Raw genomic sequence first — 15,636 nt, forward strand, 5'->3', positions numbered from 1 at the left:
TACCGCCGTCTTTACGCTGGACTGGCAGCGCATTGCGATGCAAACAAGCAAACAGAGGCACTGAGCCCGCAGGGATGACGCGCTCTTTCTACAATAGCGCCCATGTTTGTCCATCTGCGCCTGCACACCGAATTTTCCGTGGTTGACGGAACCACCCGTATCAACGCCATGATCAAGGCCGCTGCCGAGGATGGGCAGGTGGCAATGGCCATCACCGACTTCAACAACCTGTTTGGCGGCATCAAGTTTTATCGCGAAGGCCGAGCCAAGGGCGTCAAGCCTGTGCTGGGGGCCGAAATTGTGCTGGAAGGGCTGGGCGACTCGCCTGCTTCGCGCATCATCGTGCTGGTGCAAAGCAAGCAGGGCTATCACAACCTGGCCGAGCTGCTGGCCCGTGGCTGGACGCGCAATGTGGTGCGCGATCAGGCCCAGCACAAATGGGAATGGCTGGAAGAGCTGGGCGAAGGCCTCATCGCGCTGGCGGGCGCACAGGCCGGCCCCGTGGGCATTGCCTTGACCCGTGGTGATGAAAAAAGCGCAGGCGAGATTGCGCAGCGTCTGGCCACCATCTTCCCTCATCGCTTCTACATGGAAATCCAGCGTGCGGGACGTGCTGATGACGAGTCGCATTTGCTGGCGGCCGTCAAGCTGGCCAGTCGTTTGAATTTACCCGTGGTTGCGACCCACCCGATTCAGTTTTCCAAGCCCGACGACTATGAGTCGCACGAGGCCCGGGTCTGTATCTCTGAAGGCGAAATTCTGGGCAACGCCAAGCGCGTGCGCAAGTTCACGCGCCAGCAATATTTCAAGACCGCTGCGGAAATGGAGCAACTGTTTGCTGATATCCCCAGCGCCATTGAAAACACCCTGGAAATTGCCCGCCGCTGCAGCCTGACGCTGGAGCTGGGCAACCCGCAGCTGCCCAACTTCCCCGTGCCGGAAGGCATGACCATGGGCGAATTTTTTCGCCATGAGTCCTTTGAAGGCTTGGAAGAGCGTCTGGCCCATCTCTATCGCGATCCTGTCAAGCGCGATGCCGAGCGCCCGCGCTACGTAGAGCGACTGGAGTTTGAGCTGGGCACCATCATGAAGATGGGTTTCCCCGGCTACTTCCTGATCGTGGGCGACTTTATTAAATGGGCCAAGCAAAACGGCTGTCCTGTGGGGCCAGGCCGTGGCTCAGGCGCAGGCTCGCTGGTGGCCTATGTGCTCAAGATCACGGACCTTGACCCGCTGGAGTACAACCTGCTGTTTGAGCGCTTTCTGAACCCAGAACGCGTTTCCATGCCTGACTTTGACATCGACTTTTGCCAGCAAAATCGCGATCGGGTCATCGACTATGTAAAGGACAAGTACGGCCGCAATGCTGTCAGCCAGATTGCCACGTTCGGCACCATGGCTGCGCGTGCGGCGATTCGCGACGTGGGCCGTGTCATGGACATGAGCTATATGTTCGTCGACGGCATCTCCAAGCTCATCCCCAATAAGCCCGGTTTGCATGTCACCCTCAAGTACCCGCCCAACCCCAAAAAGGAAGGTGACAAGTACACCTATGCCATTGAGGCCGAGCCGATTCTGGCCGAGCGCATTGAGAGGGAAGAAGACGTTAAGACCGTCATCGAGATGGCGCAAAAGCTCGAAGGCATGTGCCGCAACATCGGCATGCACGCCGGTGGTGTGGTGATTGCGCCGGGGCGTCTGGCAGATTTTTGCCCGCTGTATCAGCAGCCCGGCAGCACTTCTGCCGTGGCCATGTATGACAAGGATGACGTGGAACTGGTCGGCCTGGTCAAGTTCGACTTTTTGGGCTTGGCGACGCTGACCATTCTGGAAATTGCGCGCGAATTTATCATCAAGCGCCACAAGGGTCAGGAGAATTTCCAGTTCGAGAACATTCCGCTGGATGACTACCCGACCTACAAACTGTTCTCGGACGGCAAGACCGAAGCCGTGTTCCAGTTTGAATCGCGCGGCATGCAGCAGATGCTCAAGGAGGCCAAGCCTTCACGTCTGGAAGACCTGATTGCGCTGAACGCCTTGTACCGTCCCGGTCCCATGGACCTGATTCCCAGCTTTATCGAGCGCAAGCACGGGCGTGAAGTGGTGGAGTACCCGCACCCCATGGTCGAAAAAGTGCTGGCCGAGACCTACGGCATCATGGTCTACCAGGAGCAGGTGATGCAGACCGCTCAGGTGCTGGGTGGCTACAGCCTGGGCGGCGCCGACTTGCTGCGCCGTGCCATGGGCAAGAAAAAAATCGAGGAAATGGCCAAGCACCGCGCCTTGTTCCGCGAAGGCGCGGCCAAGAACGGGCTCAATGAGACCAAGGCCGACGAAGTTTTTGACTTGATGGAAAAGTTTGCGGGCTACGGCTTCAACAAGTCGCACGCCGCTGCTTACTCCTTGCTGGCCTATCACACCGGCTGGCTCAAGGTGCATTACACGGCCGAGTTCTACTGCGGCAATATGACCGTCGAAATGGACAACACCGACAAGCTCAAAGTGCTGTACGAAGATGCGCTGCGAATGGGTATCACCTTCGAGATGCCCGATGTGAACCGCGGCGTGCACCGCTTTGAGCCGGTGACCGACAAAGTCATACGTTATGGGCTTGGAGCCATTAAGGGTACTGGGCAAGCTGCTATCGAAGCGATAGTGGCTGCGCGCAACGGCGTGGGTACTGGACCCAACGGTCATGAAAAAGGCCCGTTCAAGAGCCTGTTCGACTTCTGTCTGCGCGTAGACCGCAGCCGCCTGAACAAGCGCACGGTAGAGGCGCTGATCAAGGGCGGTGCCTTTGATTCGATTGACCTCAACCGCGCATCGCTCATGGCGACGCTTGATGTTGCGATGGGCTTTGCAGCCAAATCGATTGCCAATGCTGATCAAGGCGGTCTGTTTGACATGATGGGCGATGACGCCGTGGGATCCAGCACTGCTGAGCCGCCTATGGCCGATGTGCTGCCCTGGGGCGTGAAGGAAAAGCTGACGCTGGAGAAAACCGCTATCGGCTTTTACCTGACGGGCCACCTGTTTGACGAGGTTGAGGCCGAGGTGCGTCGTTTTGTGCGCACCCCGATTGCCGAGATGCGCGACAGCCGTGAGGCGCAGACCATGGCTGGCATCATCAGCGGGCTGCGCACCATCAACGGTCAGCGAGGCAAGCTCAGCATCTTCACCATCGACGACAAATCGATGGCGATTGAGGCTTCTGTGGATGAAAAAACCATGGCTGCCTGTGTCGATGTGCTCAAGGAAGACGAATTTGTCGTCGTCTCAGGCCGTCTGCAGCCCGATCGCTTCAGCGGCGGTCTGCGGATGAAAGTGCAGCAAATGTGGGCGCTGTCCGATGCCCGCTGCCGCTACGCCCGCTATCTTCAGGTCAGCGTGGGTGAAAACATGCCCGACGTTCCGGGGCTGTTGCGCCAGTTTCCGGCCAAGGTAGAAGAGACCGAGAGCGGCAATGTCACCCATGGCGTGAAGGTGCGACTTGACCTGGTCTGCAAGGACGCTCGCGGCGCAGCCAGCTGCGAGCTGGAACTGGGTGAGGGCAGCCGCTTCTACCCTTCAGATGCGGCGCTGGCCGCTTGGTATGGCTCGGTCGGGGCAGGCCAGGTGAAGGTGATTTATAAGTAAAAAACCAGGCCTGTTGAGACTTGATCGAAGATCGCGCAGCAACGCAATGACGAGGTGCATGACAGTCACTACCCGTTGTTGCGCACTGCGTTGCGCGTCTGAATTGGGAGTCGGCCATATACCTTCGCGACTTCGAAAAAATCTCTGCAGGCCTTGTTGCCATCGTTTGCGCGCCCATCAAATGGCGGTTTGATTTTTTGATAGCGTTCAGCGCTTGCTGGGCATGGGATTTCCATGGATTTCCCTTGGTTTGCCTATATTTGCGTTTGACCCGCTTGAAATCCCTAACAATGCTATGCATATGCCAGCGCAAAAACATTGCAACGGCTCGCTAGAATGGATTTCATGGCAACCCAACCCCCATCAATTCCCCCGGTCTCGCCAGCGATCAGAACGCCTGACGGTGGTGACGCTTTGGTGCTGGAGCGCCGTCGTCAACGGCTTCAGCCGCCACGCATGTATCAGGTCGTGATGCTCAATGATGACTTCACGCCCATGGAGTTTGTGATTGCAGTGCTGCAGGAACTTTTCAACAAAGACCGCGAATCCGCCACACAAATCATGCTCAAAATTCATCTGGACGGTCGCGGCATCTGCGGCGTCTATAGCCAGGATGTTGCTGCGACCAAGGTCGAGCAGGTGCTTCAGGCGGCCCACAAAGCCGGGCATCCGCTGCAAGCGACATTCGAGCCTGTTGAATAAGCGCAGACCGCCCCCAGATTAGTTAGCAGTGAGTCAAACCAAGCAAGCCGAAAGGAGTCGCACATGATCGCTCAGGAACTGGAAGTCAGCTTGCACATGGCGTTTGTCGAGGCCCGTCAGCAGCGCCACGAGTTCATTACCGTGGAACATCTGCTGCTCGCTTTGCTGGACAACCCCAGTGCAGCTGAGGTGCTGCGCGCATGCGCGGCCAATATCGACGATCTGCGTTCATCGCTGTCCAACTTTATCAAGGACAACACGCCGCAGGTGGATGGCACCGACGAGGTGGATACGCAACCCACGCTGGGATTCCAGCGTGTGATTCAGCGCGCCATCATGCATGTGCAGTCCACAGGCAATGGCAAAAAAGAGGTGACGGGTGCCAACGTGCTCGTGGCCATCTTTGGTGAAAAGGATTCGCATGCCGTCTACTACCTGCACCAGCAGGGCGTGACACGTCTGGACGTGGTCAACTTCATCGCCCATGGCATCAAGAAGGGCGAGCCGCCAGAGCCCGCCAAGGCCGATGCGCCTTCGGAGAGTGAAGAGGGTGGCGGCAGCGAGCGCAGTGAAAAAGCCTCGCCGCTGGAGCAGTTCACGCTCAACCTGAACGTGGCCGCCAAGGAAGGCAAGATTGATCCGCTGATCGGGCGCGAATACGAAGTCGAGCGCACGATTCAGATCCTCTGCCGCCGGCGCAAGAACAACCCACTGCTGGTGGGTGAAGCCGGCGTGGGCAAGACCGCGATTGCCGAAGGTCTTGCATGGCGCATCACCGAAGGCACGGTGCCTGATGTGCTCAAGGATGGCGTCGTCTATTCGCTGGACATGGGCGCGCTGCTGGCCGGCACCAAGTACCGTGGTGACTTCGAGCAACGCCTGAAGGGCGTTCTCAAGTCGCTCAAGGACAAGCCGCACGCTATTTTGTTCATTGACGAAATCCATACGCTGATCGGTGCCGGTGCGGCATCGGGCGGCACGCTGGATGCGTCCAATCTGCTCAAGCCTGCACTGTCCAGCGGCCAGTTACGCTGCATTGGTGCGACCACATTCACGGAATACCGTGGCATCTTCGAAAAAGACGCGGCCCTGTCGCGCCGTTTCCAGAAGGTGGATGTGGTCGAGCCGACGGTGGCTGAAACCGTGGACATCTTGAAGGGCCTGAAGTCGCGCTTTGAAGAGCACCACAGCATTCAATACGCTGCGGAAGCCCTGCAGGCTGCGGCGGAGCTGTCGGCCAAGTACATCAACGACCGCCATCTGCCCGACAAGGCGATTGACGTGATCGACGAAGCCGGTGCTGCCCAGCGCATTGCCCCTGAGGACAAGCGCAAGACCTTGATTGGCAAGGCCGAGATCGAAGCCATTGTGGCCAAGATCGCGCGCATTCCCCCTGCCAATGTCAGCAACGACGACCGCAGCAAGCTGCAGACGCTGGAGCGTGACCTGAAGAGCGTGGTCTTTGGCCAAGACAAGGCATTGGAAGTGCTGGCGTCCGCCGTCAAGATGGCGCGCTCGGGTCTGGGCAAGCCGGACAAGCCGATTGGCTCTTTCCTGTTCTCCGGTCCCACGGGCGTTGGCAAGACGGAAGCTGCCAAGCAGCTGGCCTACATCCTGGGTGTGGACCTGATCCGCTTTGATATGTCCGAGTACATGGAGCGCCATGCGGTGTCGCGCCTGATTGGTGCGCCTCCCGGCTATGTAGGCTTTGACCAGGGTGGTCTGCTGACCGAAGCTGTCACGAAGAAGCCGCATTCGGTGCTGCTGCTCGACGAAATCGAGAAGGCACATCCGGATATCTTCAACGTGCTGCTGCAGGTCATGGACCACGGTACGCTGACGGACAATAACGGACGCAAGGCCGACTTCCGCAACGTGATCATCATCATGACCACGAACGCGGGTGCCGAGACCATGAACAAGGCCAGCATTGGATTTACCAATGCGCGAGAGGCCGGTGATGAGATGGCCGATATCAAGCGCCTGTTCACGCCTGAGTTCCGCAACCGTCTGGACTCAACGGTCAGCTTCAAGGCACTCGACGAGCAGATCATCCTGCGCGTGGTGGACAAGTTCCTGCTGCAACTGGAGCAGCAACTGGCCGAGAAGAAGGTAGAGGTCACATTTACTGATGACCTGCGCAAGCATCTGGCCAAGAAGGGATTTGATCCGCTGATGGGTGCGCGTCCGATGCAGCGCCTGATTCAGGACACCATCCGCCGCTCTCTGGCTGATGAGCTGCTGTTCGGTCGCCTGACCAATGGTGGTCGCCTGGAAGTGGACTGGGACGATGCGGGCAATGAAGGCAAGGGTGACATCAAGCTCACCATTACCGAGCTGCCCAAAGAGGATCCCTCCAAGGCAGAGCCTGAGAACGCCGTCGCTGAATAATCAGCACCGCTAAAAAAAGCCGACAGTGTCAAAGCTGTCGGCTTTTTCTTTGGGCTGAATTTTATGGATAGCGGCTAGCGCTTGTTCTGACTCGATTTCAAGCTTGATGATGTTTGAAGTCTAATGAAATTAGGTGCTAGTAGCTATCAAAATCATTGCGTTATTGAGAACTACAGCTGCTGGAGTTGCCTATTTGACCTGCCGTTTTTCTAGCTTGCGTGCCAGTGTTCGGCGGTGCATGCCCAGGCGGCGGGCGGCTTCGGAGATGTTGAAGCCCGATTCGGCCAGCGTCTCGTGAATATGCTCCCACTCCAGCGTCTTGATAGAGGTGGTGTGGTTGCTGACCTCGACATCAGTGCGGCCCTCAACGCGGCCAAAGGCGGCTTCTATGTCGTCGGTATTGGAGGGCTTGGCGAGATAGTGGCAGGCGCCCAGTTTGACGGCTTCCACAGCGGTGGCAATGCTGGCGTAGCCGGTGAGCACGACGATGAGCGCTTCGGGGTTGAGCTGGTGCAGCATCTGCACGCAGTTCAGGCCCGAGGCGTTGCCGGCCAGCTTCAGGTCCATGACCGCATACTGCGGCAGCTGCCCGGTCAGCAGCGCCTGCACTTCTTCGCCACTGGCGGCATGCAGCACGCGGTAGCCTCTGCGCTCAAAGGAGCGTTTGAGGGTGCGAGCAAAGGCTGCATCATCTTCAACCAGCAGCAGTAATCGGTCTTCTTCCATGCAATCAACAATGCTTCAAATCGCGAGGGCAGACTGGGGCAGGCGAATTTCAACCAGCGCGCCGCCGCCTTGTTGGGCGGGCAGATTGCTGGCCTGAACCCGACCGCCCAGGGCGCGAGCCACGTTAGTGACGAGGAACAGACCCAGACCACGGCCCGGGCGCTCCTGTTTGGTGGAGACATGGCACTGGCCCAGCTGCTGCAGCACGGAGGCGTCAAAGCCGGGGCCGTGATCGCGTACCTGGATGTGTACCTGTTCCTTGTCGCTGGACAGACTCAGCTCCACCCAGCTGGGGGAGGCTTCGAGTGCATTGTCCAGTAAATTACATATCATCTGCTGCAGTGCAGTATCTGAGAGCATGGCAAAGTCCGCCGCGCCTTCATTGCGCAAGGCAAAGTGCTGCAGGCTGTTATGGCTTTGCCAGTGGCTGACCACGCCTTCCACAAAGCTCACAAAGGTGGTGCTTTCCGTGCCTTCGGCACGGGTTTCGCCGGCCGATAACAGCACGCCCGAGACGATGGACTTGCAGCGCAGCAACTGGCGCTGCATTTCCTGAAGGTCTTCGCGCAAGTCTGGGTCTTGCATGAGGGCGGGCATGTGCTGCCAGTCGCCCAGAATGACCGACATGGTGGCCATGGGTGTGCCCAGTTCGTGGGCGGCACCGGTGGCCAGCAGGCCCAGTCGCACGATGTGTTCTTCTTCACTGGCGCGCTGGCGCATATTGGAGATGCGGCTGTCGCGGCGGCGCATATTGTCCACAATGCGCGTCAGAAAGACGATGGTCAGAATGCTGGTCAGTGCAAAGCTGATGAGCACGCCTACGACGTAGAGGCTGGGCAGCCCCTCCTGCGTGGCAAACTGAACATGCAGCGGTTGGTTGAAGATGGTCAGCCCCGTCACGCCCACAAAGGATGCGGCCACCACCACCCATGTGTAGTGCGATTGCAGCAGCACCGCACTCAGAATGCCTTGCAGCAGGTATAGATAGATAAAGGGGTTGCTGGCACCGCCGCTCAAGTACAGCTGAATGGTGAGAGCCAGCACATCGGCCAGCAACGCATAAAAAACGCTGCGTGAGGTGACGGGGCGGTGCAGGCCCTGACTCCAGTAGATATAGGCGAGGTTGGTCGCTACCAGTGCAACCAGCACCAAGGCCATTGGCAGCAAGGGCAGGGTGATATGAAAACCATAGTGCACCAGCGAGATGGTGATGACCTGGCCCACCACGGCAATCCAGCGCAGCTGAATCAGCAGCTGCATGTTTTGCCGCTCGGTCAGACGCTGTACGCGGAATAGGGAATCAGAATTTTGGCTCACCGCGCAATTGTCACTGAGCAGGCCTTCCGTGGATGGATTGGGGCTATGCCGTTCTGAGGTATGAGGGTTGTCCAAGGGCCCAATAAAAAACGCCCCGAAGGGCGTTTGGTGAGTGTTGGGCTCAGCGACCGGCGCTGGCTTTGTCGTGCTTGCGCACCAGCCAGGCAGCCCCTAAAACCATCGCTGCCAGCCCATACCAGGTAAGGGCGTAAACCAGATGGCTATTGGGGAACTGGATGACAGTCATGCCTGACTTGAGTACCCCATCAAACATGGGGCTCTGTTGAGACTGCGTGAATGCGGGGTTGCTGGCGGGCACGCCCAGGTCGATGAAGTAAGGCGCAGCATTGTTCAAGCCCTGAGCCTGCGCAATGGCCGCTACATCGCGAGAGAACCACTGGCCGTTGGCTGCATCGTTCTTGCGCAAAAAACCGCCGCCGGTCTCGCTCATGCGCATCAGGCCGATCACCGTGACGGTTTGGGTCGATGGTCCGGCTTCGCTGATCTGTTTGAGCCAGCTGGCGCGCATTTTTTCAGGCGTGAAGCCGCGGTTGACCAGAATCTGCGAGCCATCGGCGCGCTGCAGCGGGGTCATCATCCAGAACCCTGCGCCGTCCTCGGTCAGCGCCTTGGTCAGCACACTTTGTCGGTCCAGCCATACGCCTTGAGCCTGCACGGGCAGGTATTCATAGGTGGCGGCGTTGATCTTGGGCCACAGACTTTGGTCGGGTGCGGCCACGGGAGCGCTGTGCACGCGCTGGTCTACGCGCTCGATGAGATCAAGCTTCCATGCGCGGCGCTGCACCTGCCAGGTGCCCAGCGTCATGAACCCTAAAAACAAGGCGATGCCCACTATCGCGAGCATCGCCTTGGTGAAGGGAGAGCGCTGCCGCGCAGCGCTCTGATTCTTCATGTTGTCAGTCAAGGGGTGACTGCAGCAGGAGCTGTGTGACCCGCATGATCTGCATGGCTGGCTGCCGGGTGCATCTCATGGCCGGGCATCATGTTGGCGTTCATATGGAACATGACCCACAAGGTGCCGGCAATCGCGATGGACAGGAAGATGACCGTGAAGATCGTGGACAGCATGGTCCAGCCGCCCTGGATCTTGCCGTTCATGTGCAGGAAGTACACCATGTGCACCAGCACCTGGATGATGGCGAACAGACCCAGCACGCCGACAGCGGTGGCGCGGTCGGTGATGATGCCATTCATGACCAGATAGAAGGGGATGGCTGTCAGGATGACGGCCAGGATGAAGCCCTTCACATAGTCACCCATGGTGACGTGCAGGTCATCGTGATCGTGGTGATCATCGTGGCCAGCGTGGATATCGTGTGCGCTCATTTACAGCACCCCCATCAGATACACAAAGGTGAACACGCCGATCCAGACCACGTCCAAGAAGTGCCAGAACATGGACAGGCAGTTAATACGGCGCACGTTCTCGTTGATCAGGCCGTGCTTCTTGATCTGAATCATCAGGGTGATGAGCCAGATCAGACCAAAGGTCACGTGGATACCGTGGGTGCCCACCAGCGTGAAGAAGGACGACAGGAAAGCGCTGGTCTGGGGTGTAGCACCCTGATGGATCAGGTGGTGGAACTCATAGAGTTCCACTGCCAGGAAGGCCGCGCCCAGCAGGCCGGTGATGGCCAGCCACAGCAGAGTTCCGTTGACGTTCTTCTTCTGCTTTTGCAGCATGGCAAAGCCGAAGGTGATGGACGACATCAGCAGGAAGGCCGTGTTGATGGCCACCAGGCTCAGATCGAACAGATCCTTGCCGCTGGGGCCGCCAGCGTAGTTGCGGCCCAGCACGCCGTAGGTGGCGAACAGCGCGGCAAAGATCAAGCAGTCGCTCATCAGGTAGAGCCAGAAGCCCAGCGAGGTGCCGTTTTCTGGGTGGGGCTCATGCGCGAGGTGGTACTCGCGCTTGGCCAGGGCGGCAGCGCCGCCAGCGTGGATATGTGTATTAGACATGGGCTGCTGCAAGCTGCTTGGTGCGTGCTTCTTCCGTCGCTGCCACTTCGGCTGCGGGGATGTAGTAGTCACGCTTGTAGTTGAAGGTATGGATGATCGAAGCCAGCACGGTCGCGATGAACGAAGCGATCGTCAGGGGCCACATGTGCCAGATCAGAGCAAAGCCCAGAACGGTGGACAGGCCAGCAATTACCACGCCAGCGCCAGTATTGGCAGGCATGTGGATGGGCTCGAAACCGGACAGCTTGCGCTCGTAGCCGTGCTTCTTCATGTCGTGCCAGGCGTCGATGTCATGCACCACGGGGGTGAAGGCAAAGTTGTACTGGGGAGGAGGCGAGGAAGTTGCCCACTCCAGCGTACGGCCTTCCCATGGGTCGCCAGTCACGTCGCGCAGTTCGTCACGCTTCCAGATGGACACGGCCAGCTGGATGAAGAAGCAGCCAATACCAGCGGCAATCAGGGCAGCGCCGAAGGCGGCAATGATGAACCAGATTTGCAGCGAAGGATCGTCAAAGTGGTTGGCACGGCGAGTGACGCCCATCAGACCCAGGATGTACAGGGGTGTGAAAGCAACCCAGAAGCCGACCAGCCAGAACCAGAACGATGCCTTGCCCCAGAACTCATTGAGCTTGAAGCCAAAAGCCTTGGGGAACCAGTAGTTGATACCGGCAAACACGGCAAACACCACGCCACCAATGATCACGTTGTGGAAGTGGGCGATCAGGAACAGCGAGTTGTGCAGCACAAAGTCAGCAGGTGGCACGGCCAGCAGAACGCCGGTCATACCGCCGATGGCGAAGGTCACCATGAAGCCCACGGTCCACAGCATAGGCACTGTGAAACGGATACGGCCCTTGTACATGGTGAACAGCCAGTTGAAGATTTTCGCGCCCGTGGGGATCGAAATAATCATCGTGGTGATACCGAAGAAGGTATTCACACTGGCACCCGAACCCATGGTGAAGAAGTGGTGCAGCCACACCAGGTAGGACAGGATGGTGATACACACGGTGGCGTAAACCATCGATGTGTAGCCAAACAGGCGCTTGCGGCTGAACGTTGCCACGATTTCGGAGAACACACCGAAGCAAGGCAGGATCAGGATGTAGACCTCAGGGTGACCCCAGATCCAGATCAGGTTCACGTACAACATCGGGTTGCCGCCGAAGTCGTTCGAGAAGAAGTGCGTACCCATGTAGCGGTCCAGCGACATCAGCACCAGAGCGGCGGTCAGCACGGGGAACGAAGCCACGATCAGGGCGTTGGTGCACAGGGCAGTCCATGTGAAGACGGGCATCTTCATCAGGTTCATGCCAGGAGCGCGCATCTTGATGATGGTCACGATCAGGTTAATACCCGAAAGCGTCGTACCGACACCGGCGACCTGCAGGCCCCAGATGTAGTAGTCAAGACCCGTACTTCCGCTCTGGTGCCCCAGATTGGACAGAGCCAGCCAGCCGGAGGTGGAGAACTCGCCCAGGAATAGGGAGATCATCACCAGCACGGCGCCACCGGTAGTCATCCAGAAGCTGAAGTTGTTCAGGAACGGGAAAGACACGTCACGTGCGCCGATCTGCAGAGGAACCAGATAGTTCATCAGACCGGTCACGAAAGGCATCGCCACGAAGAAGATCATGATCACGCCGTGGGCTGTGAAGATCTGGTCGTAATGGTGAGGAGGCAGGTAGCCGAGGTTTTCACCGAAGGCCATGGACTGCTGGATACGCATCATCACCGCGTCGGCAAAGCCGCGCAGGAACATGACCAGACCGAGAATCATGTACATGATGCCGATCTTCTTGTGGTCAATGGAGGTGATCCAGTCGTTCCAGAGTGGGGCCCAGAGGCGGAACTTGGTCAGGCCGCCAACCACCACGAGGCCGCCAAGCACCACGGCAATAAAGGTCATGAGCACGATGGGCTCATGCGTCATGGGAATCTGATCCCATGTGATGCGGCCCAGCAGCCAGTGTGCGGCCGGGGTTGTTGTTTCAGACATGTTGAGTCACTTTTGTCGTATTGGAGCGGCGGGCCTAAGCTCATCCGCTCCGTAAGCTACTTATTGCTGTGCGACAGCTCCGGAGGCTGCGACTTCGTCGAGCAGAGCCACAACGCGGTCAGCGTCCTTGGATGTGCAAACGTCCAGGGGCAGGCTCACGTTGGAGGTCTTGCCGTGCGAGGCATGGCCGCCACCACCGGCAGCATCAATGGCCATGATTTCGTTCATGCACTTTTTGCCGTCTTCCACGCAGCGGTTCAGCACCTTGGTGTAAAGGCCTTCATCCACGGCGGCGAAGCGTTCGACCGGGTTGCGCTCGCTGGGCTTGACCAGATCGAGGTAGGCATCGCGAGTCAGAGTCTTGCCTTCAGTCTTGGCCTTGGCCACCCACTGGTCAAACTCTTCATGGCTTACGCCATGGAACTTGAAGTTCATGCCTGCAAAGCCTGCGCCGCTGTAGTGCGAGGCCATGCCCTTGAACACGCCAGGCTTGTTGACCACCGCGTTCAGCTCTGTCTGCATGCCGGGCATGGTGTAGATCATGCCGGCCAGATCAGGCACGTAGAAAGCGCTCATGGTGTTGGACGCTGTCAGCTTGAAATGAATGGGGCGATCCACGGGAGCCGCGAGTTCATTCACCGATGCAATACCTTGCTCGGGGTAGAAGAACAGCCACTTCCAGTCCATGGAAACGACTTGCACTTCCAGAGGCTTGACGTCAGCAGACAGGGCCTTGGTGGAGGAGACGCGGTCCAGAGGACGGTAAGGGTCCAGCTTGTGGGTACTGATCCAGGTGATGGCACCCAGAGCAATAACGATGAGCAGAGGAACGGTCCAGATCACCAGTTCCAGCGCTGTGGAATGGTGCCATTCAGGGTCGTACGTGGCTTCTGTGTTGGACTGGCGGTATTTCCAGGCGAACAGCAACGTCAAAAAGATGACGGGGACGATGATGAGCAGCATCAGCAAGGTGGCCGTAATGACCAGATCGCCCTGTTGCTTGGCAATATCGCCAGCTGGGTTGAGCACGACAAGCTTGCTGCAACCGGCGAGGGTCGCAGTCAAAGCAGCCGCTGCGAGCCACGCGGGCCCACGGATTTCCTTGATTTTTAACATTGCTTCAGGCGTGACAAAGTCGCGCTTAGGTGTAAACGCGGATTACTGGATCTCCGCAAATGTAATACCTGAGTGTCATTTGTCTATTGGACATTTTGTCTCAGGTCAATGTAGCGGTTTTAAAAATACGCTATGTGACAATGAGTTAGCAGGGGTTTGGTGGGCGGGAAAAGATACTCGAGTAGGGCTTGTAATTGTTAAATAAGCCCTCAAAAGCGCACCTGCGTGTCGGTTGGCTGACAGTACCGAGGGCGAAAACTCTATTGCAGCTGCACATTCTTGGGCGTAGAACGGAAAGCGTCCCCGGGACTGAACAGCAAGACAAGGAGAAGACCCTCTATGACAAGCATGAACCCGTCCATTGGTCTTACTCAGCAAGACTATGAGAACTCGGAAACCCTGGCTTACGCGGATACCGATGAAGATGTGACCCCCGGTGAGATTGCGGTGGGCGTCATCATCGGACGATCTTCCGAGTATTTTGATTTCTTTGTGTTTGGCATTGCCTGCGTGCTGGTGTTCCCCACACTGCTATTCCCCTATCTGTCCAAGCTCGATGGCACGCTGGCGGCGTTTGCCATTTTCTCGCTGGCCTTCATTGCCCGCCCCATCGGTACAGCGCTATCCATGGCCGTGCAGCGCCGTTGGGGTCGCGCCACCAAGCTGACACTGGCGCTGCTGCTGCTGGGAGTGTGTACGGTTAGCATGACGTTTTTGCCCAGCTATGCCGATGCGGGCATGAAGGCTGTCTGGGCGCTGGTCGTGCTGCGTATCGGCCAGGGCCTGGCGATGGGTGGCTCCTGGGATGGTCTGCCTTCACTGCTGGCCATGTCGGCTCCGCAGGACAAGCGTGGCTGGTATTCAATGATTGGACAGCTGGGTGCGCCACTGGGCTTTGTTCTTGCGGCCGCACTGTTTGCCTTTCTGTACTCCAGCCTGACGGCTGATGAGTTTCTGAGCTATGGCTGGCGCTACCCCTTCTGTGTGGCTTTTGCTGTGAATGTTGTAGCGCTTTTCGCGCGTCTGCGTTTGGTCGTAGGCCAATCCTATACACAGCTGCTGCAAGAGCGCGAGCTGGAACCCGTCAGCGTGACACGTCTTCTGAGTAACGAAGGCCGCAATGTACTGATTGGCGCTTTTGCCGCGCTGGCCAGCTTTGCGCTGTTCCATCTGGTGACGGTGTTCCCACTGTCCTGGATCTCGATGTACTCCGATCAGTCGGTCATCTCGGTGCTGGTAGTGCAGATTATTGGTGCGCTGCTGGCGGGCGTGGCCATCATGGTGTCGGGCTGGCTGGCAGACCGGGTGGGGCGCCGCAACACGCTGGGTGCCATGGCCTGCCTGATTGGTATCTTCAGCTTTCTGGCTCCTTGGCTGCTGGGTAGCGGCACCACGGGCAACAATGTGTTCATCATTGTGGGCTTTGTTTTGCTGGGTTTGTCCTACGGTCAGGCATCGGGCACGGTGACTTCCAACTTCTCCTCGCGCTACCGCTATACCGGCGCTGCACTGACCACCGATATGGCCTGGCTGATTGGTGCGGCCTTTGCACCGCTGGTGGCGCTGGGTGTGTCGGCCAAGTTCGGTCTGGTGGCGCTGGGTATCTATTTGCTGTCGGGTGCGCTGTGCACACTGGTGGCTCTGGGTATCAACCGTGCGCTGGAGACCCGTGATCAGTAAGTCTTAGCGTTAAGCGCCTATAGCAAAACGCCCGGCTGCTTCCGGGCGTTTTGTTTGGGATGGATGGCCAATGTTCAGACAAGAAAAAG

Annotated in this window: 11 protein-coding genes; 4 read left to right on the forward strand and 7 right to left on the reverse strand. The window is 58.1% G+C overall.

The annotated features are described in order from the left end of the window. Positions 1-102: 102 nt before the first annotated feature. The 3 genes from dnaE to clpA all read left to right on the forward strand — a co-directional run bounded on the left by dnaE (position 103) and on the right by clpA (position 6,729). Entirely contained in the window at positions 103-3,636 is a 3,534-nt protein-coding gene (gene dnaE, locus HF327_RS04345; protein WP_169107079.1) for a DNA polymerase III subunit alpha, read from the forward strand. Positions 3,637-3,972: 336 nt separating this feature from the next. Continuing rightward, complete coding sequence (gene clpS, locus HF327_RS04350; protein ID WP_099737102.1) at positions 3,973-4,338, forward strand: ATP-dependent Clp protease adapter ClpS; 366 nt, start codon at positions 3,973-3,975, stop codon at positions 4,336-4,338. 63 nt (positions 4,339-4,401) lie between these two features. After that, positions 4,402-6,729, forward strand: coding sequence for an ATP-dependent Clp protease ATP-binding subunit ClpA (gene clpA, locus HF327_RS04355; protein ID WP_169107080.1), 2,328 nt, complete (start codon positions 4,402-4,404; stop codon positions 6,727-6,729). Positions 6,730-6,918: 189 nt separating this feature from the next. Here clpA and HF327_RS04360 read toward each other — a convergent pair whose 3' ends face one another. The 7 genes from HF327_RS04360 to cyoA all read right to left on the reverse strand — a co-directional run bounded on the left by HF327_RS04360 (position 6,919) and on the right by cyoA (position 13,867). After that, positions 6,919-7,455, reverse strand: a complete 537-nt coding sequence (locus HF327_RS04360; RefSeq protein WP_099737100.1) for a response regulator transcription factor — start codon at positions 7,453-7,455, stop codon at positions 6,919-6,921. A 15-nt stretch (positions 7,456-7,470) separates the two neighbouring features. After that, on the reverse strand, positions 7,471-8,772 hold the full coding sequence (locus tag HF327_RS04365; RefSeq protein ID WP_169107081.1) for an ATP-binding protein: 1,302 nt from the start codon (positions 8,770-8,772) through the stop codon (positions 7,471-7,473). 121 nt (positions 8,773-8,893) lie between these two features. Continuing rightward, a complete protein-coding gene (locus tag HF327_RS04370; protein ID WP_169107082.1) occupies positions 8,894-9,685 on the reverse strand; it encodes an SURF1 family protein in 792 nt (263 codons plus the stop codon). A gap of 8 nt (positions 9,686-9,693) precedes the next feature. Further along, on the reverse strand, positions 9,694-10,119 hold the full coding sequence (cyoD, locus tag HF327_RS04375) for a cytochrome o ubiquinol oxidase subunit IV (protein ID WP_169107083.1): 426 nt from the start codon (positions 10,117-10,119) through the stop codon (positions 9,694-9,696). Further along, the gene (gene cyoC, locus HF327_RS04380) at positions 10,120-10,752 is read right to left on the reverse strand and encodes a cytochrome o ubiquinol oxidase subunit III (RefSeq protein ID WP_169107084.1); all 633 of its coding nucleotides are present in this window, start codon (positions 10,750-10,752) and stop codon (positions 10,120-10,122) included. It abuts the gene before it with no gap. Further along, complete coding sequence (cyoB, locus tag HF327_RS04385; RefSeq protein WP_169107085.1) at positions 10,745-12,751, reverse strand: cytochrome o ubiquinol oxidase subunit I; 2,007 nt, start codon at positions 12,749-12,751, stop codon at positions 10,745-10,747. The genes cyoC and cyoB overlap by 8 nt, the downstream gene beginning before the upstream one ends. Before the next feature lie 60 nt (positions 12,752-12,811). Beyond that, the gene (cyoA, locus tag HF327_RS04390) at positions 12,812-13,867 is read right to left on the reverse strand and encodes a ubiquinol oxidase subunit II (RefSeq protein ID WP_169107086.1); all 1,056 of its coding nucleotides are present in this window, start codon (positions 13,865-13,867) and stop codon (positions 12,812-12,814) included. 339 nt (positions 13,868-14,206) lie between these two features. On the opposite strand from cyoA, the gene HF327_RS04395 reads away from it, so the two are divergent. Further along, positions 14,207-15,547, forward strand: a complete 1,341-nt coding sequence (locus HF327_RS04395) for an MFS transporter (protein WP_169107087.1) — start codon at positions 14,207-14,209, stop codon at positions 15,545-15,547. Positions 15,548-15,636 lie beyond the last annotated feature (89 nt).

Origin of the sequence: Comamonas suwonensis (assembly GCF_012844455.2) — a bacterium.
GTDB lineage: Bacteria > Pseudomonadota > Gammaproteobacteria > Burkholderiales > Burkholderiaceae_C > Comamonas > Comamonas suwonensis.